The organism is Tenacibaculum skagerrakense (assembly GCF_004345825.1).
In the GTDB taxonomy this organism is placed as follows: domain Bacteria; phylum Bacteroidota; class Bacteroidia; order Flavobacteriales; family Flavobacteriaceae; genus Polaribacter; species Polaribacter skagerrakensis.
The window spans coordinates 767,554-792,773 of sequence record NZ_SLXM01000001.1 but is presented as its reverse complement, the minus strand read 5'-3'; the positions used below and the strand labels follow the sequence as shown (position 1 = coordinate 792,773).

At 31.0% G+C, this 25,220-nt stretch carries 27 protein-coding genes; 17 read left to right on the top strand and 10 right to left on the bottom strand.

The genetic code is table 11. From position 1 onward, the window contains the following. From EV195_RS03705 to EV195_RS03665, 9 genes are all read left to right on the top strand, one after another. Positions 1–369, top strand: a complete 369-nt coding sequence (locus EV195_RS03705) for a DoxX family protein (RefSeq protein ID WP_132793074.1) — start codon at positions 1–3, stop codon at positions 367–369. Then, positions 370–1,983 (top strand): amidohydrolase, encoded by a 1,614-nt coding sequence (locus EV195_RS03700; protein ID WP_132793072.1) that lies wholly within the window; start codon positions 370–372, stop codon positions 1,981–1,983. A 2-nt stretch (positions 1,984–1,985) separates the two neighbouring features. Continuing rightward, positions 1,986–2,462 carry a hypothetical protein gene (locus EV195_RS03695; protein WP_132793070.1) on the top strand — a complete coding sequence of 159 codons (477 nt, stop codon included), beginning with the start codon at positions 1,986–1,988 and terminating at the stop codon, positions 2,460–2,462. A gap of 67 nt (positions 2,463–2,529) precedes the next feature. After that, the gene (locus EV195_RS03690) at positions 2,530–2,868 is read left to right on the top strand and encodes a DUF3703 domain-containing protein (RefSeq protein ID WP_132793068.1); all 339 of its coding nucleotides are present in this window, start codon (positions 2,530–2,532) and stop codon (positions 2,866–2,868) included. A gap of 256 nt (positions 2,869–3,124) precedes the next feature. Further along, positions 3,125–3,667, top strand: a complete 543-nt coding sequence (locus tag EV195_RS03685) for a sigma-70 family RNA polymerase sigma factor (RefSeq protein WP_132793066.1) — start codon at positions 3,125–3,127, stop codon at positions 3,665–3,667. Between the two features lie 4 nt (positions 3,668–3,671). Beyond that, positions 3,672–4,268, top strand: a complete 597-nt coding sequence (locus tag EV195_RS03680; protein ID WP_243693057.1) for a Crp/Fnr family transcriptional regulator — start codon at positions 3,672–3,674, stop codon at positions 4,266–4,268. A gap of 66 nt (positions 4,269–4,334) precedes the next feature. Then, a complete protein-coding gene (locus tag EV195_RS03675) occupies positions 4,335–5,012 on the top strand; it encodes a type 1 glutamine amidotransferase domain-containing protein (protein WP_132793064.1) in 678 nt (225 codons plus the stop codon). 108 nt (positions 5,013–5,120) lie between these two features. Beyond that, on the top strand, positions 5,121–5,711 hold the full coding sequence (locus EV195_RS03670) for a Crp/Fnr family transcriptional regulator (protein ID WP_132793063.1): 591 nt from the start codon (positions 5,121–5,123) through the stop codon (positions 5,709–5,711). A 91-nt stretch (positions 5,712–5,802) separates the two neighbouring features. Next, positions 5,803–6,384 carry a YceI family protein gene (locus EV195_RS03665; protein ID WP_132793061.1) on the top strand — a complete coding sequence of 194 codons (582 nt, stop codon included), beginning with the start codon at positions 5,803–5,805 and terminating at the stop codon, positions 6,382–6,384. A gap of 67 nt (positions 6,385–6,451) precedes the next feature. Here the strand turns inward: EV195_RS03665 and EV195_RS03660 are convergent, their stop codons facing one another. After that, positions 6,452–8,401 (bottom strand): YgiQ family radical SAM protein, encoded by a 1,950-nt coding sequence (locus EV195_RS03660; protein WP_132793059.1) that lies wholly within the window; start codon positions 8,399–8,401, stop codon positions 6,452–6,454. 73 nt (positions 8,402–8,474) lie between these two features. On the opposite strand from EV195_RS03660, the gene EV195_RS03655 reads away from it, so the two are divergent. After that, the gene (locus EV195_RS03655; RefSeq protein ID WP_132793057.1) at positions 8,475–9,326 is read left to right on the top strand and encodes a DUF3667 domain-containing protein; all 852 of its coding nucleotides are present in this window, start codon (positions 8,475–8,477) and stop codon (positions 9,324–9,326) included. A 12-nt stretch (positions 9,327–9,338) separates the two neighbouring features. Here EV195_RS03655 and EV195_RS03650 read toward each other — a convergent pair whose 3' ends face one another. Further along, positions 9,339–10,091: a DJ-1/PfpI family protein gene (locus EV195_RS03650; protein ID WP_132793053.1), complete on the bottom strand. Its 753-nt coding sequence runs from the start codon at positions 10,089–10,091 to the stop codon at positions 9,339–9,341. Between the two features lie 145 nt (positions 10,092–10,236). Between EV195_RS03650 and EV195_RS03645 the strand changes: the two genes are divergently transcribed. Beyond that, positions 10,237–12,750, top strand: coding sequence for a zinc-dependent metalloprotease (locus EV195_RS03645; protein WP_132793050.1), 2,514 nt, complete (start codon positions 10,237–10,239; stop codon positions 12,748–12,750). 209 nt (positions 12,751–12,959) lie between these two features. After that, positions 12,960–13,502: a PepSY-associated TM helix domain-containing protein gene (locus EV195_RS03640; RefSeq protein WP_132793047.1), complete on the top strand. Its 543-nt coding sequence runs from the start codon at positions 12,960–12,962 to the stop codon at positions 13,500–13,502. Between the two features lie 19 nt (positions 13,503–13,521). On the opposite strand, the gene EV195_RS03635 is transcribed toward EV195_RS03640, so the two are convergent. The 3 genes from EV195_RS03635 to EV195_RS03625 form a co-directional block, all read right to left on the bottom strand. After that, entirely contained in the window at positions 13,522–16,335 is a 2,814-nt protein-coding gene (locus tag EV195_RS03635) for an ATP-binding protein (protein WP_132793044.1), read from the bottom strand. Positions 16,336–16,756: 421 nt separating this feature from the next. Beyond that, positions 16,757–17,386, bottom strand: a complete 630-nt coding sequence (aat, locus tag EV195_RS03630) for a leucyl/phenylalanyl-tRNA--protein transferase (protein WP_132793041.1) — start codon at positions 17,384–17,386, stop codon at positions 16,757–16,759. Further along, on the bottom strand, positions 17,386–18,768 hold the full coding sequence (locus EV195_RS03625; RefSeq protein ID WP_132793038.1) for a short-chain fatty acid transporter: 1,383 nt from the start codon (positions 18,766–18,768) through the stop codon (positions 17,386–17,388). The genes aat and EV195_RS03625 overlap by 1 nt, the downstream gene beginning before the upstream one ends. A 95-nt stretch (positions 18,769–18,863) precedes the next feature. Here EV195_RS03625 and EV195_RS03620 point away from each other — a divergent pair, with 95 nt between their 5' ends. Both EV195_RS03620 and EV195_RS03615 read left to right on the top strand, forming a co-directional pair. Then, the gene (locus EV195_RS03620; protein ID WP_132793035.1) at positions 18,864–19,487 is read left to right on the top strand and encodes a YqaA family protein; all 624 of its coding nucleotides are present in this window, start codon (positions 18,864–18,866) and stop codon (positions 19,485–19,487) included. A 14-nt stretch (positions 19,488–19,501) separates the two neighbouring features. After that, the gene (locus tag EV195_RS03615) at positions 19,502–19,747 is read left to right on the top strand and encodes a DUF1456 family protein (protein ID WP_132793032.1); all 246 of its coding nucleotides are present in this window, start codon (positions 19,502–19,504) and stop codon (positions 19,745–19,747) included. Positions 19,748–19,799: 52 nt separating this feature from the next. Here EV195_RS03615 and EV195_RS03610 read toward each other — a convergent pair whose 3' ends face one another. Continuing rightward, entirely contained in the window at positions 19,800–20,168 is a 369-nt protein-coding gene (locus EV195_RS03610; protein ID WP_132793030.1) for a DUF3127 domain-containing protein, read from the bottom strand. Positions 20,169–20,175: 7 nt separating this feature from the next. Beyond that, entirely contained in the window at positions 20,176–21,036 is an 861-nt protein-coding gene (locus EV195_RS03605) for a flavin reductase family protein (RefSeq protein ID WP_132793027.1), read from the bottom strand. Positions 21,037–21,122: 86 nt separating this feature from the next. Here EV195_RS03605 and EV195_RS03600 point away from each other — a divergent pair, with 86 nt between their 5' ends. Continuing rightward, entirely contained in the window at positions 21,123–22,271 is a 1,149-nt protein-coding gene (locus EV195_RS03600; RefSeq protein WP_132793024.1) for a sensor histidine kinase, read from the top strand. Positions 22,272–22,279: 8 nt separating this feature from the next. Here EV195_RS03600 and EV195_RS03595 read toward each other — a convergent pair whose 3' ends face one another. Genes EV195_RS03595 through greA form a run of 3 tightly spaced genes read right to left on the bottom strand, consistent with a single transcriptional unit; the run spans position 22,280 to position 23,387 of the window. Further along, complete coding sequence (locus EV195_RS03595) at positions 22,280–22,462, bottom strand: hypothetical protein (protein WP_132793021.1); 183 nt, start codon at positions 22,460–22,462, stop codon at positions 22,280–22,282. Further along, on the bottom strand, positions 22,463–22,855 hold the full coding sequence (locus tag EV195_RS03590; protein ID WP_132793018.1) for an HIT family protein: 393 nt from the start codon (positions 22,853–22,855) through the stop codon (positions 22,463–22,465). Between the two features lie 58 nt (positions 22,856–22,913). After that, complete coding sequence (gene greA / locus EV195_RS03585) at positions 22,914–23,387, bottom strand: transcription elongation factor GreA (RefSeq protein WP_132793015.1); 474 nt, start codon at positions 23,385–23,387, stop codon at positions 22,914–22,916. 197 nt (positions 23,388–23,584) lie between these two features. Here greA and EV195_RS03580 point away from each other — a divergent pair, with 197 nt between their 5' ends. Further along, a complete protein-coding gene (locus EV195_RS03580; protein WP_132793013.1) occupies positions 23,585–23,992 on the top strand; it encodes a Rieske (2Fe-2S) protein in 408 nt (135 codons plus the stop codon). 64 nt (positions 23,993–24,056) lie between these two features. Next, complete coding sequence (locus EV195_RS03575) at positions 24,057–25,214, top strand: 5-(carboxyamino)imidazole ribonucleotide synthase (protein ID WP_132793010.1); 1,158 nt, start codon at positions 24,057–24,059, stop codon at positions 25,212–25,214. The last annotated feature ends 6 nt before the right edge of the window (positions 25,215–25,220 follow it).

Sequence of the window (25,220 nt, the reverse complement as noted above, 5' to 3'; positions counted from 1 at the left end):
ATGGAATATGTATCCTTAGGACTGAAAATTTTAATGTCGGCAATGTTACTATTTGCTGGCTTTTATCATTTTTACAAACCAAAATTCTATAATCCTATCATTCCTAATTTTTTACCAAAACTTGCAGTAACCTATGTTTCTGGTTTGGTTGAATTGATGTTAGGAATCGGACTTTTTATAAAAGGTTATGAAAGTATTTCAGCCTACGGAATATTTATCCTTATGCTCGTTTTTTTACCCATTCATATTTGGGATGCAACAAGAGAAAAACCAGCAATGAAAACTAAAAAAATCGCATACATCAGAATTTTAATCCAATTCCTACTTATTGCTTGGGCTTGGTATCTATATCAAAACGATTTAACCTAAATGAAAAAACTAATCACATTGACACTTTTAAGTGTAACTTTATTCTCTTGTAACCAAAAACAAGAGGCTGATATTATTGTAAAAAACGCAAAAGTTTACACCGTAAATAATGACTTCGCTTCAGTAGAAAGTTTTGCCATCAAAGATGGGAAATTTTTAGCTGTTGGTACTACTGAAGAAATTGAACAAAAATACAACGCAACCAATATTGTAGATGCAAAAGGAGATGCAGTATATCCTGGTTTTATAGATGGGCATTGTCACTTTTATAGATTTGGATTACAACTTCAAAAAGTAGATGTTACTGGTACTTCTAGCTACGAAGAAGTTTTACAAAAACTAGTTGATTTCCAAAAAGAAAAAAATGTCTCTTTCATCACAGGTCGTGGTTGGGATCAGAATGATTGGGAAGTAAAAGAATTTCCTACTAAGGAAAAACTAGATAGTATTTTCCCAAATATTCCTGTAGCTATTACGCGTGTTGATGGTCATGCAATGTTAGTAAATCAAAAGGCTATGGATATTGCTGGAATTACTGAGACTTCTACAGTAGAAGGTGGTGAGTTTATCAAAGAAAATGGAAAACTAACAGGTGTATTAATTGATAATGCTATGGATTTTATCAAAACTCCTACTCCATCTAAAAAGGAACAAATTCAAGCTTTAAAAGAAGCAGAAAAAATTAATTTCTCATACGGATTAACTACTGTTGTAGATGCTGGTTTAGATAAAGAAACTATTGAATTAATTGACAGTTTACAACAGGCTGGAGAAATAAAAATTAGAGTGTACGCAATGGTTTCTGCTACTCAACCAAATTTAGATTATTACATCAAAAAAGGCATCATAAAAACAGATCGTTTAAATGTTCGCTCTTTTAAAGTATATGGTGATGGAGCTTTAGGCTCAAGAGGTGCAGCCATGAAAAAACCTTACAGTGATCGAGATAATCACTTCGGCGCCTTAATTTTTTCACCAGAACGCTATAAAGAAATCGCTAAGCAAATTGCTGATTCTGAATACCAAATGAACACACATGCCATTGGAGATTCAGCTAATTATTTAATGTTAAAAACTTATCAAGATGTTTTAAATGGACAAACAGACAGACGTTGGAGAATTGAACATGCACAAATTGTTGACCAACCTGATTTTGATCTGTTTAAAAACGTAATTCCTTCTATTCAACCAACTCATGCTACTTCTGATATGTATTGGGCTGAAGACAGAGTTGGAAAAGAGCGTATTAAAGGTGGATATGCTTTTAAGAAATTACTAAATGTGTATGGTAAAGTAGCTTTAGGTACTGATTATCCTGTAGAAAAAGTAAGTCCTTTTTTAACATTTTATGCCGCTGTAGCTAGAAAAGATTTGAATAATTATCCTGAAAATGGCTATCAAATGGAAAATGCGCTAACTAGAGAGGAAACGCTAAAAGGAATGACTATTTGGAATGCGTATGCAAACTTTGAAGAAAACGAAAAAGGAAGTATTGAAGTTGGTAAAATGGCTGACTTTATAATCCTAAATCAGGATATAATGAATGTTGATATTCATAAAGTTCCAACTTCAAAAGTTACTGCCACTTATGTAAACGGAGAAAAAGTTCACTAAACATGAAACTAATTTACAGCTTACTTCTATACTTCTTTATGGCTTCTTTTTCATCACAAGCTCAGGCTGAAAAAGAAGCTTTAGATAAGTTGTCTTTCATGATTGGTAACTGGAAAGGAACTTCGTTTTCCTTTTCTGAAAAAGAAACAAAAACTACCGAAGTTACAGAAGATGTTACTTATAAAATGAATGGTAGTTTATTAGTTTTAGATGTAAAATCTTCTTGGATTGAACTGCACACCATAATAACTTACAATAGTAAAGAACAATGTTATTATTATCATCCTTTTTCAAAAGCCGGGCTAAGGGATAAATACAAAGGAAACTTTGAAGACAACGTTTTTAGAGTCTACTTCACTAAAGAGCGTAGAATTACATTCACTCTAACTAAAGAAGGCTATTTCCATGAATACGGAGAAAATTTAAAAAATGGTTCGTGGGAAAAATACTTTGAAGACATATTACAACCTGTAAAATAATTTCCTAGAAAATTCAGATGCATCTTTAAAGTTGTTTTTCAGTCTATTTTTAAAACAGATAGAAAATATGATTAAAAAGCAGTATCGCAAAAAAGAATTTTACAACCAACTTGCACAAGGAAAACATCTATTAAAAAAGAAAGAATTTAAATTAGCTTTCTATCATTTTGAAAACGCACATATTCTAGGTCAAAAAAACACATACAGACATACTTTATCTCACTTCTGGATGTTAGTAGTTGGTTTAAAAACACAAAATCTTAAAGAGATTTCAGGACAAATTATTAGAATTATTGCTTCCATTATTATTACTCCTTTTTGGGTTCCTACAGGAAACAGTGGAGGAGCTAATATCTCGGCTATAAAATCAATACCCTTACGAAAAGAATTAGAAAAATTCTTTTAAAGTTTGCATCTTTTTTAGCCTTTTTTGGTCTATTAAGTGAACTTTAAAATAATAGACATGAATTACAAAAACGAATGTACTTGCACCTGCACAAGTTGCACTACAGATGACTGTAAAAATTGCACATGCGAAAACTGCACCTGTACAAACTGTAATTGTTAATACACCTTAAACTTGTTGTTCTGAAAGGAAGAAGTGCTATAAAATTTTGGTTTCTTCCTTCGGAATGACATAAACTATTTCGTAAATTTATAAGATGACAACCCGAGAAATTTGGACTACATACCACACAGATTTAAAGCGTTTTATAGTAAGTAAAACTAAAGACGAAATCATTGCTGACGATATTTTACAAGACGCTTTTATAAGAATTCACAATAAACTTTCTACGTTAAGAGATGTATCAAAATTGAAATCGTGGATTTTCACAATTACAAGAAATGCTATTTATGATCATTTTAAATCTACTGGTAAAACAATCACTTTTGAAACTCCTGAAATACCTGTTGAACTTGAAGAGCATATTCATACCGAAAAAGATTGCTTACGTGGTATTATTACAAATCTTCCTAAAAAATATAGAACACCTTTATTTTTAGCTGATATAAAAGGTATGAAACAACAAGAAATAGCAACACAATTAGATTTACCTTTACCTACTATAAAATCCCAAATTCAAAGAGCACGTAAAATGATTGTTCAAGGATTTATGGATTGCTGTGGATTAACATTAAATGATGAAGGAAAACTAGTGGGAGAAATTCAAGAAAAAGAAGATTGTAAAATTTGTAACGAATAAACTATTGAAAACAAAACCATCTATCTCCATTCCTTTCGATGAAATTTTTCATGACATTAATTTATCTAATGAGGAAAAAGATTTTATTCAACAAAGAATAGAACCTATTGCTGTAACAAAGGATGAAATTCTATTCAGACAAGGAGATTATATTGACTATCAATATTACGTTTATGATGGTTGTTTACGCACCTATCATATCGATGAACAAGGTAAAGAACACACCTTACAATTTGCCATTAAGCACTGGTGGATAAGTGATTATATCGCTTATTTTGGTGACAAAAAAGCGGTGCTTTTTGTTGAATGTATTAAAGATGCTGAACTCTTTAAAATTTCAAAAGAAAACTTTGAGGCTATTTATAAATTTAGCCCAAAAATTGAAGAGCTTTTTAGACAAAAATTAGAGAAAGCCTTGGTTAGAAATGAAAAAAGAATCTTGGCCAATTTAACGAATTCTGCCAAAGAACGATATGTAGCTTTTCTAAAAAAATATCCTGTCATAGAGAAAAATATAAAAAATTACCACATCGCTTCATATTTGGGCATTACTACAGAAAGTTTGAGTAGAATTAGAAAAGAAATTGCTTCTGACAATTAATTACCATACATCAATTTTTATGAGTAACGTAGGTTTTAATTTTGTGTAAAATAAAAATCAACACTTATGAAAAAAGTATTATTTGTAGTTACTAGTCACGATCAACTTGGAAACACAGGAGAAAAAACTGGTTTTTGGGTAGAAGAATTTGCTAGTCCATACTACCATTTAGCTGATAAAAATGTAGAAATTACCATCGCTTCTCCAAAAGGAGGACAACCACCAATAGATCCTAAAAGTGAGTTACCAGATTTTCAAACTCCTGCTACAGAAAGATATTATAAAGACACTGATTTACAAAATAAAATAGCAAACACAGTTACGTTGTCTGAAGTAAAAGAAAGTGACTTTGATGCTGTTTTTTATCCTGGTGGTCACGGACCTTTATGGGATTTAGCTGAAGATAAAAAGTCTATTGAATTGATTGAGTCTTTCTACAACAACAAGAAACCTGTTGGTGCCGTTTGTCATGCTCCAGCTATATTTAAAAACACAAAAATTAATGGAGAACCATTAGTAAAAGACAAGAATGTAACTGGATTTAGTAATACTGAAGAAGAGGCTGTTCAATTAACTGATGTAGTTCCTTTTTTAGTAGAAAATATGCTACAAGAAAACGGAGGAAACTATAGTAAAAGTGAGGATTGGCATCCTTATGCAATTGAAGACGGACATTTAATTACAGGTCAAAACCCTGCCTCTTCTGAATTAGTTGCTGACTTATTATACAATCAACTATCATAAATAGTACCGATTTCTTTTAAAATAATTTTCATCTTTTTACACAACCTTCTTTTTTTTGAAAAGAAGGTTTCTTTTTATATTTAACCCTCAAGTTATTATTTAAAAACTATGACTATTACTCCTTTAATTGATTATTTTAATCGAATTGTTTCTCTTACGCCTGCTGAAGAAGAAATGATTCGCGAAAAAATTACTTATAGAAGATATTTAAAAGATCAATATTTAGTACAACAAGGAGATGTTTGTAAACATATTAACTTTATTGTTAAAGGTTGTGTAAAGCTATTTTATGCTAGTCCAGATGGTTTAGAACACATTTTAATGTTTGCTATAGAAGATTGGTGGGCTTCAGATATGGGAAGTTTTATTACACAAACTCCTGCTGATTATAATGTTCAATGTATTGAAAAAACAGAGCTGCTTCAATTAAACTATACGGATTTAGAAGAACTATACATCAAAATACCTAAACTTGAACGTTGCTTTAGAAAAATTACCGAGCGTTCATTAGTTGCTTCACAAAAAAGAATTATCAGAAACTTTAGTAAAACTGCAAAAGAAAGATATCTATTTTTTAAAGAAAACTTCCCTGCTATAGAGGCTAGAATACCTCAATATATGTTAGCCTCTTATTTGGGGATTACCAAAGAATTTCTAAGCAGAATTAAAAGTCAAATTGCCAAAGGAGACAAAAGTTAAACTAGTTTACTATTATTTCATATAATAGATCATTTTTCAAATCATCTTTCTTCTTGAACTTTGTCGTATAATTTTAAATACAATAAATACGATGAAAAATTTAATACAAAAAGGATTAGGTATTGCATTAATTGCTTTGTTTACTGTTTCTTTTACAACCATAAAAAGAGAAACTAAACAAATTGACACAAGTAAAAGTAATGTAGAATGGAAAGCTTATAAAGTAACTGGATCTCACAATGGAACTGTAAGTATTAAGTCAGGTTATTTAACTTTTGATGATAATAAATTATCAGGAGGATCAATTACAATAGACATGACAACTATTAATACTACTGACTTAACTGGTGAGTATAAAAACAAGCTAGATGGACATTTAAAGTCTAAAGACTTTTTTGGTGTAGAAACATACGAGACCTCATCTCTTAATTTTACTAAAGTGAAAACTACTGGTAAAAACGCCTACGAAGTAACTGCTAACCTTACTATAAAAGGAATCACAAAAAAGGTTCAATTTTCAATTTCTATTTACGGAAGTAAAGCTACAGCCAATTTAAAAGTAGATAGAACTAAATTTGATATTAAATATGGTTCTTCTAGTTTCTTTGACAACTTAAAAGACAAAGCTATTTATGATGAATTTGACTTAGTTGCAGATTTACAATTGAACTAATATATACCAATGATAAATATAAAGGCGTACTAAAAAAGTACGCCTTTTGTTGTTTTATAAACTGATACTATCTTCTACGTTTCTTTTTAAAACCTTTGTTTTTTCTTCGAGACTCTTTAACTGAAGTTACTGTATCATCAAAGGTATTCTTTGCTTTTCCTGGTTTATTCTTTCTCCAAGAACTATCGTTAGGTAATAACTTTTGAATTAAATCATTTCTCCCAACTTTACTCAAGGTATCTTTAATCCACTTCCTGTTTTCTTTCTTATACCAAAAGAAAAACTTATGCTGATCTAATTTCTCTTCTCTTGTTTTAGCCGTCTTAACCGGTTTTAATGTATACGGATGGTAACCACTGTAATAAATTACAGTAGCTACTGTCATTGGAGTTGGAGTAAATCCTTGTACTTGCTCCAACTGAAATCCCATATCTTTCGTTTCCGCTGCTAAATTTGCCATATCTTCAGGTTCACAAGCAGGGTGACTAGAAATAAAATAAGGGATTAATTGTAAGTTTAATTTCTTCTTTTTATTGATTCTATCAAAACGATCTTTGAACTTATGGAAATAGGTAAACGATGGCTTACGCATTAATTTCAATACTGGATCTGAAGTATGCTCTGGTGCTACTTTTAGTCTTCCAGAAACATGATTTGTCATTACTTCTTCAGTGTAAGCATCAAGCTCTTGAGGGTCTGCATTTTTATTGAATTCTGGAACCAACATATCATGACGAATTCCACTTCCAATAAATGATTTTTTTACTTTAGGATGTGCATCAACAGCTTTATATAATTCTGTTAAAGGCTTATGAGAAGTATCTAAATTACTACAAATTACAGGTGAAATACACGACGGAGCAACACACTTGTCACATATCGATTGAATTTTACCTTTCATTTTATACATGTTCGCAGAAGGACCTCCAATATCAGATAAATATCCTTTGAAATCGTCCATTTGTGCAACTTGATCTACCTCTTTCAATACAGATTCCTGACTTCTACTTGCAATAAACTTTCCTTGGTGTGCAGAAATTGTACAAAAACTACATCCTCCAAAACAACCTCTATGAATGTTTATTGAAAATTTAATCATTTCGAAAGCAGGAATTGGTCCCCGCTTATTGTATTTAGGATGTGGTAATCGTGTGTAAGGTAAATCAAAAGAAGCATCAATTTCCTCTTCAGTCATTGTTGGAAAAGGCGGGTTAATTACCAATTGCCTCTCTCCTACTTTCTGAAAAATACGTCGAGCTATTAACTTGTTAGACTCTTGTTCGATAACTTTAAAATTAGATGCGAACGTCTTTTTATCGGCTAAACAATCTTCATGTGATGCTATTTCAACATCTTCCCAATTCTTGTTTTTAGGCGTTTTCTCTTCTTCTTCAACCAAAAAAGCGGTTTGTTTTATGGTTCTTAAACTTGAAAACGGAACTCCTTTTTGTAACAATTCTACAATTTCACGAAGTGGTTGTTCTCCCATTCCGTACACCAACATATCTGCTTTAGACGTTTCTAAAATTGTTGGTAATAATTTGTCCGACCAATAATCGTAGTGCGTGACTCTTCGAAGTGAAGCTTCAATTCCTCCAATTAATACAGGAACATCAGGAAACTTTTCTTTTAAAATTTTAGAGTATACAGATGTAGCATAATCTGGTCTAAACCCAATATCTCCATTAGGTGTGTACGCATCTTTATCTCTTTTTCGTTTACTTGCCGTATAATTACTTACCATCGGATCCATACATCCTCCAGTAACCGCAAAGAACAACTTAGGTGTTCCAAGTTTCGTAAAATCTTGTAAATTATCGTTAACATTAGGTTGTGGTACGATAGCAACTCGTAAACCATAACTTTCCAATATACGACCAATTACTGCAGGCCCAAACGATGGATGATCAACATAAGCATCTCCACTAAACAAAATTACATCTAGTTCTTCCCAACCTCTTAACTTAACTTCCTTATTAGTAGTTGGTAACCAATCAGATAATCGTCTTATTCTCATATGCTGCAAAAATACAGCAAATATTAACTAATTCATATATATTTGAAATAGATTAACCAAAATTCTATTTAAAGTGACTTGTAAAAATTGCGGAAACATTCTTGAAGAACGCACTTCATTCTGCGAAAAATGTGGTGCTAAGGTTATTAAAGATAGAATAACAACTAGAATACTGATTCAAGAGCTTTTAGCTAGCTTTGGATGGGACAGTTTGTATGTAAACACATTAAAAAAGATGTTTACACAACCTCATGAAGTATTGAAAGGATATCTTAATGGAGCTCGAAAAAAGTATGTTAATCCATTTGCATATTTGGCTGTAGGTGCAGCTTTATCATTAATTATATTTAATTTTTTCTCTAAAGAGTTTATTGAAGCTAACAATAGTTTTAACAAATCTCAAAACGAAGCTCTTCAAGAAAAAGCAACAGCAGATTTATCGAAACTTACAGATATTTCAGAAAAAGAACTAGAAAATTTAAAAAGAGAACAGAAGCAAGCTCAAATTGCTCTAAAATTCGGAGATACTTATTTTAAATTTTTTGTGAACTATTTTAATATCATCTCTTTCTTGTTTATTCCTTTTTATGCACTGATTAGTAAATTAACATTTAGAAAGCCTAATAATTACGGTGAACACATAGTTATCAACTCTTATTTACAAGGAACTACAATGTATATTTCTATTATATTTTTTATTCTAGGAATGATTACTACTCCTAAATTATATCCGTTTAGTACACTCGCATTCATTATGTTCTATTTATATGCTTTTGGAAAACTATACCAACTTAATGCCAAACAAATTATTCTGAAATTTTTACGTTTTTGTATCATTTCGGCACTATTATTCACAGTAATTGTTATCGTAATTAGTTTATTTTCTTTAATTATTGGAATAATAACGGGGTATACTAATCCTTAAGCACTTAAAGAATTATTTTTGTACAACTAAATGCGGAACATTGTCTTTATTCCAATCAATAACTAGCCCTCCGGCTATAGATTGCGCGATTTCCTTTCCATATAAATACTCACACAGGTAAAGTGCAGCTTCAAAAGATTTTGCTCCACCAGCAGAAGTTATGTATTTTTCATCATGAACAAATATTACTTCCTTTCTAATATCTAACTCAGGAAACATTATTCGCATTTTATCAATATCGGAAGGAAAAGTAGTAGAAACTATCCCTTTTAAAACACCCGCTTTTGCCAATACAAATGCCCCATCACAATGCGAGGTTACATATTGAGCTTCTTTATCTACTCTTTGAACAAACTGAATTAATTCTTTGTCCTCTAAATCGGAATCTAAATGATGTTCTGCACTAGGAACCACTAAAATGTCAATCTTTGGCAAACTGTCTTTTGTATAATTAAAATCAGGAAGTATTCTCATTCCTTCAAAAGTTGTAATGGGTTTATCAGTATCAGCTACTGTAAAAACGTTCATAGCTTTTATTCCTTCTCTAAAAATAGTGTGCTGAAAAATATCAAAAGGAGCTGTTAGTTCTGTATTGTAAGTACCATCCATTATTAGAAAAGCAACATTATAACGATTCGGTTTTAACAGCGGGAATTCTTTTTCTTTTAGACTTTGAGTAGTAGTCTCTTCTTTTTCTTTTTCTGAAATTGTAGCTAAACAACCCAAACATATGACTATTGCTGATAACAAGAAATATTTTTTCATCTAACGGAGGCTTTATAATTGTTTAAAAATAAAAAATCTTTTTTGTTCTGTTTTAATTAACAATAATGCAATCGCTTTAACAATAAATTAAGATTTTATCATTTATCGTTTATTAATTTCGATTAAATTTTTCAAGAAATTAACAATGAATATTAGACTAATTACTAAGATTTTTGTTCTTATTTTAGTTTTTGGAACATCATCAACTATTGATGCTCAAAGAAAAAAAAGAAGCAAAAAGGACGCAAAAAGCAGTAAAGAAGCTACTGCTAAAAAACCAAAAGAAAAACCTGAAAAAGGTGCTATACAACCTTATGAAAAAGTAGTTACCAAAAAGCACACTACCGACGAAGGTCTTTTTAAAGTACATTCAAAAGATCAAAATTATCTTTTTGAAATTCCAGACTCATTGCTTGGAAAAGAAATGCTAATGGTTACTAGAATCGCTAAAACAGCTAACGGTATTGGTTTTGGTGGAGGTAAACAAAACACACAAGTATTAAGATGGCAAAAGAAACATAAGCAAATTTTGTTACGTGTCGTTTCTCATTCTGTTGTAGCGGATAGTATATTACCAGTACATGAAGCTGTGGTAAATTCTAACTTTGAGCCAATTTTATTTTCTTTTCCTATAAAAGCTTTTAGTAAAGATTCTACAGCAACAGTAATAGATGCTACTCCTTTATTTGACAAAGATGTACAAGCGATTGGCTTTCCTCAATTCAGAAGAAAACAATATAAAGTTACTAGAATGGATAAAGACCGTTCTTATATTGAGCGTATTAGTAGTTACCCAAAGAACATTGAAATTCGTCATGTAAAAACATATTTATCAAACGAGCCGCCTTCAAACAGAAGTGTTGGGTCTATTTCTTTAGAGTTAAGCAACTCAATGATTTTATTACCTGAAAAGCCAATGAAGCGTAGGTATTTTGATCAACGTGTAGGTTGGTTTGCTAGGTCTCAAACCGATTATGGCTTAGATGCTCAAAAAAGTAAATCGTTAACATATTTAGATCGTTGGAGATTAGAAGTTAAAGATGAAGACATTGAAAAATTTAAACGTGGAGAATTAGTTGAACCTAAAAAACCAATTGTTTACTATATCGACAGAGCGACTCCTGAAGTATGGCGTAAGTACATAAAACAAGGAATAGAAGACTGGCAAGTTGCCTTTGAAGCAGCTGGTTTTAAGAACGCTATTTTAGCTAAAGATCCGCCTACTAAGGAAGAAGATCCAGATTGGAGTCCTGAAGATGTAAGATATTCTGTAGTTAGATATTTAGCTTCACCGATTCCAAATGCTAACGGACCTCACGTAAGTGATCCTAGGTCTGGTGAAATTTTAGAATCAGATATCAACTGGTATCACAACGTAATGACATTGTTACACAACTGGTATTTCATCCAAACAGCGGCTATCAATCCAGAAGCTCGTTCAAATCAATTCAAGGATGAAATTATGGGACGCTTAATTCGTTTTGTTTCTGCTCATGAAGTTGGTCATACATTAGGATTACCACATAACATGGGAAGTTCTGTTGCTTATCCTGTAGATTCATTACGCTCTGCAACATTTACTAAAAAATTTGGAACGGCACCTTCTATTATGGATTATGCTCGTTTCAACTATGTTGCTCAACCTCAAGATCAAGGTGTTGCTTTAATGCCAAATATTGGTCCGTATGACAAGTACGCAATAAACTGGGGTTACAGACCGATACTAGATAAAGATGCAAAGGAAGAAAAGCCAGTTTTAAATAAATGGATTACGGATAAAGCGGGTGATCCAATGTATCGATTTGGACATCAACAAGCAGGAAATATTATTGATCCAAGTTCTCAAACTGAGGATTTAGGTGATGATGCAATTAAAGCAAGTGATTATGGTATTAAAAACCTGAAACGCATTTTACCAAGACTAGAAGAGTGGACTTCTGAAGAAGGTGAATCTTATGAAGAATTGAATACGATGTACGAGCAACTTTTAGGACAGTTCAATAGATATATGGGACATGTTAGCTCAAACATTGGTGGTGTTTACGAATATTACAAAGCAGCTGGACAAGATGGCGCAGTGTATACTCCTGTTTCTAAATCACATCAGAAAAATGCCTTACGTTTTGTGAATAAAGAATTGTTTTCAACGCCGAATTGGTTAATCGACAAAAACATTTTTGATAAAACTCAGTTTTCTGGTTTTGCTGAAAGAATTCGTGGCCTACAAGTTCGTACGTTAAATCGTATTTTAAAACCTGGAAGAATGGTTCGTTTGGTAGAAAACGAAACTTTAAATGGAAATAAAGCGTATACGTTGTTAGAGATGATGAACGATTTACGAAGAGGCGTTTGGGAAGAATTATACACGTCAAATAAATCTGTAGATACGTATAAAAGAAATTTACAAAGAGCTTATTTAGACCGTATGGATTTCTTATTAAACAAAGCGAAAGATCAACGCGGAACTAATAATGGTGGTTATTTTAAGCAAACAGCTGTAAACCTTAGTCAATCGGATATTAAACCAGTTGTGAGAGGTGAATTAAAACGCTTAAAGAGAGATCTTCAGAGAAACATTGCTGCAGCTAGAAATACAATTACTCGTTATCATTTTCAAGATGCAATAGATAGAATTGATGACATATTAGATCCTAAATAAAAGTAACTTTACGGTTAAAACATCAAAAGAGGTCTTAGTTTTAGGCCTCTTTTTTTATAGTATCGTTTAATCTGAAAAGAAACAAAACCCTTATAAACTGATTAACAAACTATTAAAAACAAAGTTTTCTAACCTAAATAATTAAATCATAATTAACCTTTGATTTATTTAGAATAATTCTAAATTTGTTTCCTGTAAACTTAATTTAGATGAAGAAATTAACCAACAGAGGATTACACAGAGACATTGCTTACTTTTACTTAGGGCTTATAATTGCTTTTTCCTTTTCTGGAATTATATTAAACCATAGACAAGATTGGTATCCAATGAATTATGTTTACGATAGTAAACCTTTTGAACTTCAAATTCCAGAAGACACAAAAGAACTTACAAAAGAATATATTATTAGTAAAACTGAAGACGTTGGAAAATACGACGGGCATCGAGTTAGAGAAGGAAAATTAAGAGTTTACTTTAAAGGCAATGCTATTTTTGATGCTGATGCTACTACTGGAAAAGGAATCATCGAATTTAAGAGAAAAGTTCCTATTATAGGACATTCGATGTACCTACATAAATCCACTAATAACTTTTGGGTTTGGTATTCAGATATTTTTGGAGTTGCAATGTTAGTAATTGCCATTACTGGAGTAATGATTCCAATGGGTAAAAAAGGATTTAAAGCAAGAGGTTGGAAACTAGCCGTTTTAGGGATGATTATTCCAATACTATTTCTAATTTTTTTCTCTTAAAAACATAAAAGTTAAACCATTACAACTCATCAACTTTAATTTTCTTAGCTAGTTTTCCTGGTTTCACTCCAAATCTATTGGTGAAAACTTTGTTGAAATAAGATCTGCTGTTCAATCCGACCGCAAAAATTACCTCGTTAATGGATTGATATGTATTATTAATAACTAAATCATACGCCATTAATAATCGTATTTCGAGAATAAGTTTTACAGGAGATAATCCAGATTTTTCTTTTATAATTTGAGAGAATTGTTTGTGACTATACCCACAAAGTTGTGCAAGCTTATTAACACTAAAATCTTTATCATTAATATTTTCAATAACAATTGCATTTACTTTCTTCATTAAATCTGCATAGGCTCCGTGATAATTAATAGCACTATTGTTTATCGTTTGTAATTGCTTTTGGTATTGTTCTTTTTCTATTAAAAAGTTAATTCGGGTTAGTAACTCAGTATCTTTAAAAGGCTTAACTAAATAATCTTTAATACCTAAAGCGCTTTGTTTTCCTTCAGCAAACTCTTTCATAGAGGTTGTCATTAGTAAATAAGGAATATTTCGAGTTCTCTCATTTTTATTCAGCTCTGCTTTAAGTTCATAACCATTTAAAATCGGGATTCTTAAATCACATAAAATAATATCAAAATGCAACTCAAGAATTTTATTCAAGGCTTCCACTCCATCAAAAGCAAATGTGCAATTAAAGTTTGGCGATAATAACTCATTGATATAATTAATAATTTCAATGTTATCATCAACTACTAAAATTGATGGCGCATCATCAGGTTCTTCAACATTTATTTGAGTTTGATTTGTAATGTTTTTAAATGTAAAATCGTTTTGATGTAGATACTTAGAATACTCATTTAATTCAACTGGCAATTGAACTTTAAACACGCTTCCTTCTCCTTTTTCGCTTTGTAAGGAAATAGCACCGTTTAGCTTAGAAATTAACTCATTAACAAGTGACAGACCAATACCAACCCCCCCGTAAATTTGATTTTGCTTTGATTGATAAAATCGATCAAAAATAAGTTCTTGCTCTTTTTTGTCAATCCCAATACCTTCATCTTGTACCGTTACTTTCAGCTCATTTTCTAAAAGTTCTGCTGTAAAATAAATAGTTTTTTGTGGCGGTGTGTATTTAATTGCATTTGAAACCAAATTGTTTATAATTTTCTTCAAGCTATCATAATCATAATCCAGTTCCTCTATCAAATTAATATTAGATTTGTAAAACAAAGAGATGTTTTTTATTTCAGCTACGCCTTGAAATGACATTACACATTCTTCGATAAACTTTCCTAATGGTAATGCTAATGTTTTATGATTTAAATGTTCTTTTTCTAACTTAGAAAGCGTTAAGAAATTTGTCAAGGAATTAGCTATATTTTCTGTACTTCTCTTAGCTAAGTTGGTGTACTTTAATACTTTTGAATAATCCATTGGATTATTACCAATAAGTCTCAGATATCCAATAATTATGGTAATTGGTGTACTAATTTCATGAGAAAGATTTTCAATAAATCTATTTTTATAATCTGTTACTGCTTTTATTTTTTCATATTCATAAAATAGCAGTAAACGTTCTTTCTTTCTTTTAGAATGAAAAATAAAAAACAAGAATGCCAACACTGAAAACGTAATTAAAAAAGTATATAAAATATAGAACTTCTTACGCTGTTGCAGGAACAAATCATTTACTCTATTAATTTCTTTGAGTTCCATTATTTTATCATCATAATGTAACTTAAAATTCAAAATAGATGCTCTGGCATTGATATGAAAACTCTTAAGAGCATTCATTACTTTAAAGTAATTTTCATAAGCCGAAAGCGATTTTTTATAATTTCCGAGTATTTTATGTGATTGATATTCTACTCGATACATTTTAAGCTTTGTATATCCTTCAACTCTATCCAAAAACTTACTTTCTTTAATAACATCTATGTATTGTAGAGCTTCTTGGTATTTTTTTTGTTTAAAAGACAGAAATGATAAACCTATATTTTTATTTACATCATCACATGGTAATTTAAAAATCGGATCCTCATAAGCTTTATTAATGTATTTCCTAGCGGAATCTAATTGATCATTTCTTGTAAATATTGGGTACAGTTCTTTGTAATAGTACCTTCTTTCAGCATTGCTTTTTAATGACTCTGGATTAATAGTTTGAAGAACCCCAACAGCTTGTCTTTCTAACCCTAGAGACGCAAGATGAGATGCGTGATTTATATATATTTTTTTATCGTAATAATTATCATTCGATTTATGTAAATAAGTATTCATTAAAACCGAATCTATTTCTGTTGATAAATCAATACTATTTATTTTTCTATAAAACCTCCCAATAGCTACATAGCTCTCTATCTGGCTTTCGATATCATTATTCTTTTTAAACAGTTCTATTGCTTTATAAAAACTTTTAAGCGCTTTGTAGTAATCTTCCTGTTGAATGTGTGCCTTTGCTATGTACATTTCACTTTTTCCTAAAACAGAAAAATTATGGCTTATATTTTTAATTAAATTTTGATAGTGATTAACAGAGTCTACATTGTGATTTAACACATGATAACTCATGATGCTTAAATACGATTTACTTTTTACCTTATCTACTACCTCTTGATGAAGAAACTCTTTTTCTTTTTTAATTGAAGTAAGCAATTTATGGGCTCTCTCATACGTTTTAGCGAAACTTACAGAATTCGAATCACTAAGCATTTGGTCGCAAAGAGTTTCTATGGTTGGTTGATTAGGTAACTCTTTTACTTGAGATTTTAGGGGGTTACTCATCATTAAAATGATAAGTAATAGTAGCTTTTTAGACATATCACAAATATCGACAAAATTTAATATTAATTTATCTTTCCTACTCTAAGTAAAAAAAAAAGAACAAAAAGGTAAAAAAAGAACACTTTTATTCTTAAAAAAACTCCTATAAGTTAAAAAAAAGAACCTCGAACTTATCTTTTTAAAAGAAATTTGTTTTCAACATAACCTCTCAAATTTATATGTGTTCTATTACATTCATTCACAAATTATTATGCCAGGTATTGGGAGAATTTCTTGGCAGCAAGGGCTTTTTGAGTTTTCATCTAAATATGTTTAAACCAAAGTGAATGAAGTATCTAAGGTGTCTTTAATTAGACACCTTTTTTCTAGAAACAAAGTCTTAGTGTATTTCAACTTGATAAGGTGAAGCATTATGGGGATTATATGGTGTCTTGTTTTAGTAAAACAAGACACTTTTTTATTTTAAATATTCTAGGAAGTTTTTTCTATCAATTTCTCTTGCTCCAAGACTTGCTAAATGATTATTATAAACCTGACAGTCAATTAATTTATAACTCATTTGTTGTGCTAAATAAATGAACGCAACTTTACTCATATTGCTTACGTTACTAAACATACTTTCTCCACAGAAAACACCATTGTGTAAATCTACACCGTATAAACCACCAACTAATTCATCCTTATTCCATACTTCTATAGATTTAGCAATTCCTATATCATGTAATTTTGTATAAGCAGCTAGCATATCATCTGTAATCCATGTGCCATCTTGATCTTTCCTTTCTATTTTTTTACACGCTAAGATCACATCTTTAAAAGCCTTATTTTCTGTAATCGTAAAATCATTTTTTCGAAGCACTTGCCTCATTGACTTAGATACCTTTAACTCTTCTGGAAATAAGACCATTCTTTCGACTGGAGAATACCAAACTATAGGCTCTCCTTCATTAAACCAAGGAAAAATTCCATTTTTGTAAGCATAAATTAATCTTTCAGTAGATAAATCACCTCCTAAAGCAATTATACCCTCTTCAGAAGCTACTTCATGAGGCGGGAATTCAATATGTTTTCCTAACCAATAATACATTAAAAAACAAGTAAACCTATTATGTAAATTATACTTCCTACAAACATTGCTATTAGCGTATATGGTAAAATTTCTTTAGCCTTTAGCTTCGTAATTCCTAAAAGCGGTAACGCCCAAAATGGTTGTAACATATTTGTTATTTGATCACCATAAGCCAATGCCATGATAGCTTTTGGCAACGGCACTCCTAATTGCAAAGCCGATTCTATTACTACAGGTCCTTGAATAACCCATTGCCCTCCTCCACTTGGCACAAAAATATTGACTAGACCAGCACTAAAAAAAGTAAAAATAGGTAAGGTGGTAGCTGAAGATATTGAAACAAAAAAGTTTGATATTAACGTAACCATTCCTGTTGATTTCATGATTCCCATAATTCCAAAATAGAGTGGAAACTGGATTAGAATTCCAGAAACATCAGAGATTGCTTCTCCAATTGCATTGGTAAAACTCTTGAAATTTTTATGCAATAGAATTGCTAAACCTAGCATAAATAAATTAATGAGATTAGGCGTAATTTTTAAAGCTCCTAAATCTTTATAATATCTGATAAAAAAAGTTATCAAAATAATAAAACCTAACACAAATCCTAAAACTTTAGAGCGATCTAATTTTTCTGATTTCTCTACAGGTTGATTACTATCGTTATCAAATTTATACTCTGGTAAATCAATTGGAGTTGACTCAGCCTTTCTTCCTATAAAATAAAACGTAGCCGCAACTGATAAAACAACCGATATAAAAATCAGTAAATTCCACCAACTAAAAACAGTTTGGCTGTAATCTATAATATCTGGTATTTTAGATAAGTTCATATCAGAAGAAACTGCTTCCATAATAGACTTGATATGTCCTTTTTCATTAATTTTAATAGGAGCGGAACCTGAAATACCACCATGCCACACCATTAAACCTACATAACCTGCGGCTCCAATAATTGGGTAATTAATTTTTATTCCCCTTCGCTGGGCGTCTTCTGCAACTTTTCTAGCCAACAAAGCACCAAAAATTAACCCTAAACCCCAATTAAAAAAAGCAACAAACATAGTTGTTGTACTCACAAGCATAGCACTATTTGCAGTATTTGTGCAATATTTAGTTAGCTTTAAAATAAGATTACTCATTGGTTTACTTAGTACCAACACATGTCCTAACACTAAAATCAGCATCATTTGATATGCAAAAACAAGTAAGCTATTATTCCAAATTCCTTCTTCCCAAAAACCTAACACTTGTGCTGAATAACCTATTACAGACTCATTTTTAGGCAGTGTAAAAACCAACGCAAGTACAATCGTTAACAATGTTAATAAAACTGCAATTGTAAAAGGTGATGGAATGTATTTTTTGAAAAGATTCTCAATGATTTTTGTAATCTTCATAATAACGAAATTAGCTCTAAAAATAATAAGATTTAACTTTTGTAAAACTAAAAACCTGCCTATTTTTGCACGCTAATTGTTTGACGGAGACGATAATGACAAAAAAACCTAAAAAAAAGAACAAAGACGCACATGTAAAACGCCTGCATAACTACTATCAACGTACAGGTTTTTATATGTTTATATGGGAAAGTTTAAAGAAAGCCTTTTTACCCTTAGTTTTAATTATTGTAGCACTTTTGTTATTTAATAAGTACGTCTATAATATTAATGACGGGCTTCAAAAAATGACAGAGACTTTTTCTAGAACGAGCTTATTTATTACTTTCTTTATCTCTGAAACTATACTAGGTTTAGTACCACCAGAAATTTTTATTGCTTGGTCTAAAAAAACTCAAGAACCAATATTTAATTTATCTATTCTAGCAACTTTATCTTATTTGGGTGGTATTACTGCGTATTATATAGGTAAAGCCTCTCTAAAGATAGATGCGGTTAGCGAGTATCTTGAAGTGAAAATGGCGAAGCATTTAAAGAACACCAAAAAATGGGGTAGTTTTTTAATCTTAGTAGGTGCATTATTACCTTTGCCATTTGCTATTAGCTGTTTAACTGCTGGTATGATAAAATACCCTGTTAAAAATGTAATTGTTTTTGGCCTTTTCAGATTTATACGTTTCGCAATCTATGCTTGGGCAATTTTTTCAGTAGTAAATTAACCTATCTTTACAGTATGGCATTAACAAACAATGATATTTTCAAAAAGCTTCGTGTAGCTCATAAATTGAGAGACACAGATATTATAGAGATTTGTGAACTAGTAGACTTTAAAGTTTCCAAAGCTGAACTTGGAGCTTTCTTTAGAAAAGAAGATCATCCTAAGTACATGGAATGTGGGGATCAAATTTTACGAAATTTCTTAAACGGCTTAATAATTCATCTGAGAGGTCCAATGCCTCCAAAGGAGCCTAAAAAATAAAAAAGAGTACTAATAAAGTACTCTTTTTTTATTTTCTATAATATTTTTCTGTTTAGAATGGTAAATCGTCTGGCTCGTTATCAGATAAATCTGGAGCTGGTTGAAATTGATCTACTGGTGGCATGTTTTGAGGAGCGGCAGCTTGCTGTAAGTTTTCGATTCTCCATCCTTGGATTGAATTAAAATACATAGCTTTTCCTTCAGGGTTAATCCATTCTCTTCCTCGTAAGTTAATTGAAACTTTAACGTCTTGACCAACTTGGAAACTGTTTAATAAATCACATTTATCCTGAACAAATTCTATCATTAACATTTGAGGATATTGCTCATCAGTAGTTAACACTAACTCTCTTTTTCTAAAACCGTTACTTCCAAAAGTTTGTGTATCGTTAATAATTTTAATCTTCCCTATAACTTCCATAATCTTCTTATTTAATTAAAAGTACTTTCCATGCACTTTCAACGTCATTTTTTAATAAATATTCTTGTGCAAATGTATGCTTTTTTTCTTCTGATACTCCAACATACTCAGGATGTTCTTTAGCAAAGTTATCAACAACATCCTGACTTGGTAATGCTTCTACATTTCCTAAAACACCTAAATTATTTCCAGTAAGTATATGACTATTTCTTATAGATGCAGGAATTTGATCGACACCGATTCCTAAAGTTGATAAAGGCTTTGGGATTTCAAAAAAACCATCTCTTGCTCTTGAATAGTAGTTCCCTCCTGCTCTAGCTACCAAATCAATTTTATGCTGATCAATTAATCCTTCTTCGTCTAATACCTCCTCTTTAATGTGTACTTTAACCACTTCACAAACTATTAAATTTCCTGCTCCGCCTTCTTTTCCTGTATAAATAATATCAATTACTTTACACTCAAATTGAACTGGAGATTCTGCAACTCTAAAAGGTTTAACTATATCTGAAGGAAGCATTGTTAACCCTGCTTTTTCAAATTCATTAACTCCTTTAGGATACATTGTACTACTTAATGACATTTGTTGAACAATATCATAATTTACAACATTAATAACCACTTCTTTTACAACTTCTGCATTATCTAATGTGTGTTTAGTTGTATTATTTCTAACACTTCTTGCAGGTGAAAATATCATGATTGGAGGATTCGCTCCGAATACATTAAAAAAACTAAAAGGTGATAAATTTGGATTACCATCTTCGTCAATTGTACTTGCAAAAGCAATAGGTCTAGGCGCAATGGCTCCCAATAAATATTGATGTAATTTTCCTGTAGATATTTCTTTAGGATCAATTGTTAACATGTGTTGTTGTTTAGATTTTATTTAGTGTAAATATACTATGGATTTAACAAAAAAGTTATACTTTAAGAATAGTTTATATTTGAAACATGTTGAACTCTTTTAAGAAATTATTTTCAGGGAAAAGATTAATCATTCTAATCTCTTTTATTATTGTTTCATTGATTTTATGGAATACATACGTGTTTTTTAAAAAATTTAAACAAGAGGAAAGAGAAAAAATGGAGCAGTTTGCCTATGCTTTAGAAAGAGTTGGAAATACTCCTAACTTGGATGCAGATATGAATTTAGAGTTAAAGGTTCTCGAAAACAACGAAATTCCGTGTATTTTAACAAGTGTTAATGGTAGTATAGGTGAAGTTCATAATTTGGATGAAAACAGAACTCATGATCCTTTTTATTTACAAGATCAATTGGCAAAAATGAAAAGACAAAACAAGCCTATAGAAATTAACTACTTAGGAAGAAAAGAATACATCTACTATCGAGATTCTGATTTATTACAAAAGCTAACCTATTATCCGATTGCATTAATTCTTATACTTGGTCTTTTCTTAGGTGTCATTTATTTATTCTTTAATTCTAGCAAAATTGCCGATCAAAATAAGCTTTGGACTGGAATGGCGAAAGAAACTGCACATCAAATAGGTACGCCTCTTTCCTCTTTATTAGGCTGGGTTACTATTTTAAAAACAGAAAACATCAATCAAGAATATGTCGCGGAAATTGAAAAAGATGTTGATAGACTGAATATTATTGCGAATCGTTTTTCTAAAATTGGTTCTTCTCCTAATCTTGAAAGAAATAACATTATTGAAATAACACATAACATTTTTAGTTATTTAGAATCTAGAAGTTCTAAACAAGTTGATTTTTCATTTCAAACCTCTAACAATGAAATGTATACAAAGATTAACAAGGAACTTTATGGTTGGGTAATTGAGAATTTAATTAAAAATGCCATTGATGCAATGCAGGGAAAAGGAGCTGTTTCTATTGATATAAGCGAGGATGACCAGCGAATATTTGTGTATGTTTCAGATACCGGAAAAGGAATTCCAAAATCGAAATTTAATCAAATTTTTAAACCAGGATTTACTACTAAAAAAAGAGGTTGGGGATTAGGATTATCTTTATCAAAACGAATTATTGAAGACTATCATAAAGGTAGAATATTTGTAAAAAAATCTGAGTTAAACAAAGGAACTACCTTTGAAATACAATTATATAAAGTATAATAAAAGAACTATTCCTTATAATTGTTTTTTAATGTTCTACCAAATAGAACCCCACCAATTGTCCATAATATAAAGCCTATAACAATACTTTTAGTTGTAATTTCTTCATTATTAAAATAAGGGTAAATGAATGTCATAATTACAAACATCATCATACCCCAAACAAGTCCTGCTTTCAACCACTTCTTCATTTATTCAAAAGCATTCGAAACTTTATCAGCTATGGCTATGAAATCCTCATTAGATAATTTTTCTTTCTTTACAAATTGCATGTCTGTCATCGTATTTATTGGTATTAAATGTACGTGTACATGTGGTACTTCTAATCCAATTACACTCATACCTATTCTTTCACAAGAAATCGTTTTTTCTAAGGCTTTAGCAACACGATAACTAAAATCCATCAAACCTAGGAATGTATCTTTAGATAAATCAAAAATCTTGTTTTCTTCTTTCTTAGGAATTACCAATGTATGCCCTATTGCATTTGGGTTGATATCTAAAAAAGCGTAAAAATTTTCATCTTCAGCAATCTTATAAGAAGGAATTTCTCCGCTAACTATTTTAGTAAAAATACTGGCCATTTTATATTTTAAGTTTAGGTGTTAAAAAACGCGTTGTAAAAACAACGCGTAAATTTTTTTATCTTGAGATTTCTAAAACCTCAAATTTCATAAGACCGTTTGGAACTTGGATTTCAGCGACATCTCCAACTGTTTTCCCTAGTAATCCTTTACCAATTGGTGAATTAACAGACAACTTTCCATTTCTTACATCACTTTCACTATCTGCAACTAACGTATAGGTAAACTCCATTCCATTCGTTGAGTTCTTTAACTTTACGATTGAATGTATTAAAATTTTAGAATTATCTAGTTGACTTTCATCAATGATTCTTGCATTTGCAACCACATTTTTAAGCTTTGCTATTTTAGTTTCTAGCAACGATTGCTCTTCTTTAGCTGCATGATATTCAGCATTCTCACTTAAATCTCCTTTATCTCTTGCGTCTGCAATTTCCTGTGAAACTCTAGGACGCTCAACTTGTTCTAAATGAGCTAATTCATCTTTTAGCTTCTTTAGTCCTTCCTCTGTATAATATGATACTTGACTCATTTGTTCTAGGTTTAAATAATTAATTTGATTCCTTAGCGTTTTGAGTGATATAATTTCACTAAGCGCCAAATTATAACCATCGATATCGGGGGTTATAAAATTTAAAAATCCCAGTCCGTTAGGAATGAGATCTTCTTACAAATGTACAAAATATTTGTAAATTAGCGCTTCTAAAGGATAGATAAAGCTTTCTTAAAATGAAAAAGATTCTGATTTTACTTACTGGTTTACTTATGATTAGTTGTACTAATGACACCAATACAAACAATTGCTTTTTTGGTATTACGCTTAACGAAACCATAAATTTATCCAACCCTCAATTCATAGATATTCAAGTTCCTGGAGGACATACTTCAGTTGTTTTAGGAGGAAGAAATGTGTTAATCATCAGAAGAACTTCATCTGCATTTAAAGCTTACGATTTAGAGTGTCCTGAAAGAGATTGCTCTTCTTCAATGACTTTTGACGGACTAAAAATGATTTGTCCTTGTAGTCAAAAAGAATACAATTCTCTTAATGGTTCACCTATTAATGGGCAAGGTTGTTTTGCTTTAGAATATACCGTGCAACAAATTAGTAGTACTGCGCTGCAAATTAGCCGTTAAATAATTCTTTAACACCAATTAAGATTATTACTTTTGTGTGCACAACACAAATTTATTTATTAAAGTGAAACACTATTTCTCTTCTGATTTTAAATTAGGCGTATTAGGTGGAGGACAATTAGGAAGAATGCTACTTGCAGAAACTCAAAAATTGGATATTTATACGGCTATTTTAGACAAATCTAAAGATGCTCCTTGTGCACAAATATGTAACGAATTCCACCAAGGAGATTTACTTGATTTTGATACCGTTTATAACTTCGGAAAAAAGGTAGACCTACTAACAATTGAAATTGAAAATGTAAATATTGATGCATTAGAACAATTGGAAAAAGAAGGGTTACCAATCTATCCAAAGCCGAAGAATCTAAGGATTATTCAGAACAAAGCACAACAAAAGAAATTCTACACCCAACATAATATCCCTACTGCCGATTTTACTCATTTCGCTTACTTAGAAGAATTAAAACATTCTTATGAAAACGGAATCATCCAATTTCCTTTTGTATGGAAATCTGCTCGATTTGGCTATGATGGTAATGGCGTAAAAGTGGTTAAAAATTATACTGATTTACAATCTTTACCTGAAGGTGAATGTATCGCTGAAAAATTGGTGCCTTTTAAGAACGAATTAGCTGTAATTGTAGCTAGAAACCTGAAAGGAGAAATTAAAACCTATCCGGTTGTTGAAATGGAATTTCACCCTGAAGCAAACCAAGTAGAATATGTAATTTGTCCAGCGAGAATAGATAATAATGTTGCAAATAAAGCTAGAGAAATTGCCTTAAAAGTTGCTGATAAATTTGATTTTATTGGACTTTTAGCTGTCGAGATGTTTCAAACTCAAAATGATGAAATTTTAGTAAATGAAGCAGCTCCAAGAACACACAATTCTGGACATTACAGTATTGAAGCAAGTTATACGAGTCAATTTGAACAACATATAAGAAGTATTTTAAACCTTCCTTTGGGAAATACCGATAGTAAAGTTGCTGGAATTATGGTAAACTTAGTTGGTGCTGAAGGCCATACCGGTGAGGTTGTTTATGAAAACATGGAATCTATCTTAGAAATTGAAGGAGTTACTCCTCATATCTATGGTAAAACCCACACTAAGCCTTTCCGCAAAATGGGACATGTAACCATTGTAAATAAAGATATTGATAAAGCTAGAGAACTAGCACAGATAGTAAAAGAAACTGTAAAAGTTATCTCAAAATAAAAGAAT

Bases quoted from the DNA above. Each gene is read 5' to 3' on its own strand.
- EV195_RS03705 (WP_132793074.1), top strand. From the start codon at position 1: ATGGAATATGTATCCTTAGGACTGAAAATTTTAATGTCGGCAATGTTA.
- EV195_RS03700 (WP_132793072.1), top strand. From the start codon at position 370: ATGAAAAAACTAATCACATTGACACTTTTAAGTGTAACTTTATTCTCT.
- EV195_RS03695 (WP_132793070.1), top strand. From the start codon at position 1,986: ATGAAACTAATTTACAGCTTACTTCTATACTTCTTTATGGCTTCTTTT.
- EV195_RS03690 (WP_132793068.1), top strand. From the start codon at position 2,530: ATGATTAAAAAGCAGTATCGCAAAAAAGAATTTTACAACCAACTTGCA.
- EV195_RS03685 (WP_132793066.1), top strand. From the start codon at position 3,125: ATGACAACCCGAGAAATTTGGACTACATACCACACAGATTTAAAGCGT.
- EV195_RS03675 (WP_132793064.1), top strand. From the start codon at position 4,335: ATGAAAAAAGTATTATTTGTAGTTACTAGTCACGATCAACTTGGAAAC.
- EV195_RS03670 (WP_132793063.1), top strand. From the start codon at position 5,121: ATGACTATTACTCCTTTAATTGATTATTTTAATCGAATTGTTTCTCTT.
- EV195_RS03665 (WP_132793061.1), top strand. From the start codon at position 5,803: ATGAAAAATTTAATACAAAAAGGATTAGGTATTGCATTAATTGCTTTG.
- EV195_RS03660 (WP_132793059.1), bottom strand. From the start codon at position 8,401: ATGAGAATAAGACGATTATCTGATTGGTTACCAACTACTAATAAGGAA.
- EV195_RS03650 (WP_132793053.1), bottom strand. From the start codon at position 10,091: ATGAAAAAATATTTCTTGTTATCAGCAATAGTCATATGTTTGGGTTGT.
- EV195_RS03645 (WP_132793050.1), top strand. From the start codon at position 10,237: ATGAATATTAGACTAATTACTAAGATTTTTGTTCTTATTTTAGTTTTT.
- EV195_RS03640 (WP_132793047.1), top strand. From the start codon at position 12,960: ATGAAGAAATTAACCAACAGAGGATTACACAGAGACATTGCTTACTTT.
- EV195_RS03635 (WP_132793044.1), bottom strand. From the start codon at position 16,335: ATGTCTAAAAAGCTACTATTACTTATCATTTTAATGATGAGTAACCCC.
- aat (WP_132793041.1), bottom strand. From the start codon at position 17,386: ATGTATTATTGGTTAGGAAAACATATTGAATTCCCGCCTCATGAAGTA.
- EV195_RS03625 (WP_132793038.1), bottom strand. From the start codon at position 18,768: ATGAAGATTACAAAAATCATTGAGAATCTTTTCAAAAAATACATTCCA.
- EV195_RS03620 (WP_132793035.1), top strand. From the start codon at position 18,864: ATGACAAAAAAACCTAAAAAAAAGAACAAAGACGCACATGTAAAACGC.
- EV195_RS03615 (WP_132793032.1), top strand. From the start codon at position 19,502: ATGGCATTAACAAACAATGATATTTTCAAAAAGCTTCGTGTAGCTCAT.
- EV195_RS03610 (WP_132793030.1), bottom strand. From the start codon at position 20,168: ATGGAAGTTATAGGGAAGATTAAAATTATTAACGATACACAAACTTTT.
- EV195_RS03605 (WP_132793027.1), bottom strand. From the start codon at position 21,036: ATGTTAACAATTGATCCTAAAGAAATATCTACAGGAAAATTACATCAA.
- EV195_RS03600 (WP_132793024.1), top strand. From the start codon at position 21,123: ATGTTGAACTCTTTTAAGAAATTATTTTCAGGGAAAAGATTAATCATT.
- EV195_RS03595 (WP_132793021.1), bottom strand. From the start codon at position 22,462: ATGAAGAAGTGGTTGAAAGCAGGACTTGTTTGGGGTATGATGATGTTT.
- EV195_RS03590 (WP_132793018.1), bottom strand. From the start codon at position 22,855: ATGGCCAGTATTTTTACTAAAATAGTTAGCGGAGAAATTCCTTCTTAT.
- greA (WP_132793015.1), bottom strand. From the start codon at position 23,387: ATGAGTCAAGTATCATATTATACAGAGGAAGGACTAAAGAAGCTAAAA.
- EV195_RS03580 (WP_132793013.1), top strand. From the start codon at position 23,585: ATGAAAAAGATTCTGATTTTACTTACTGGTTTACTTATGATTAGTTGT.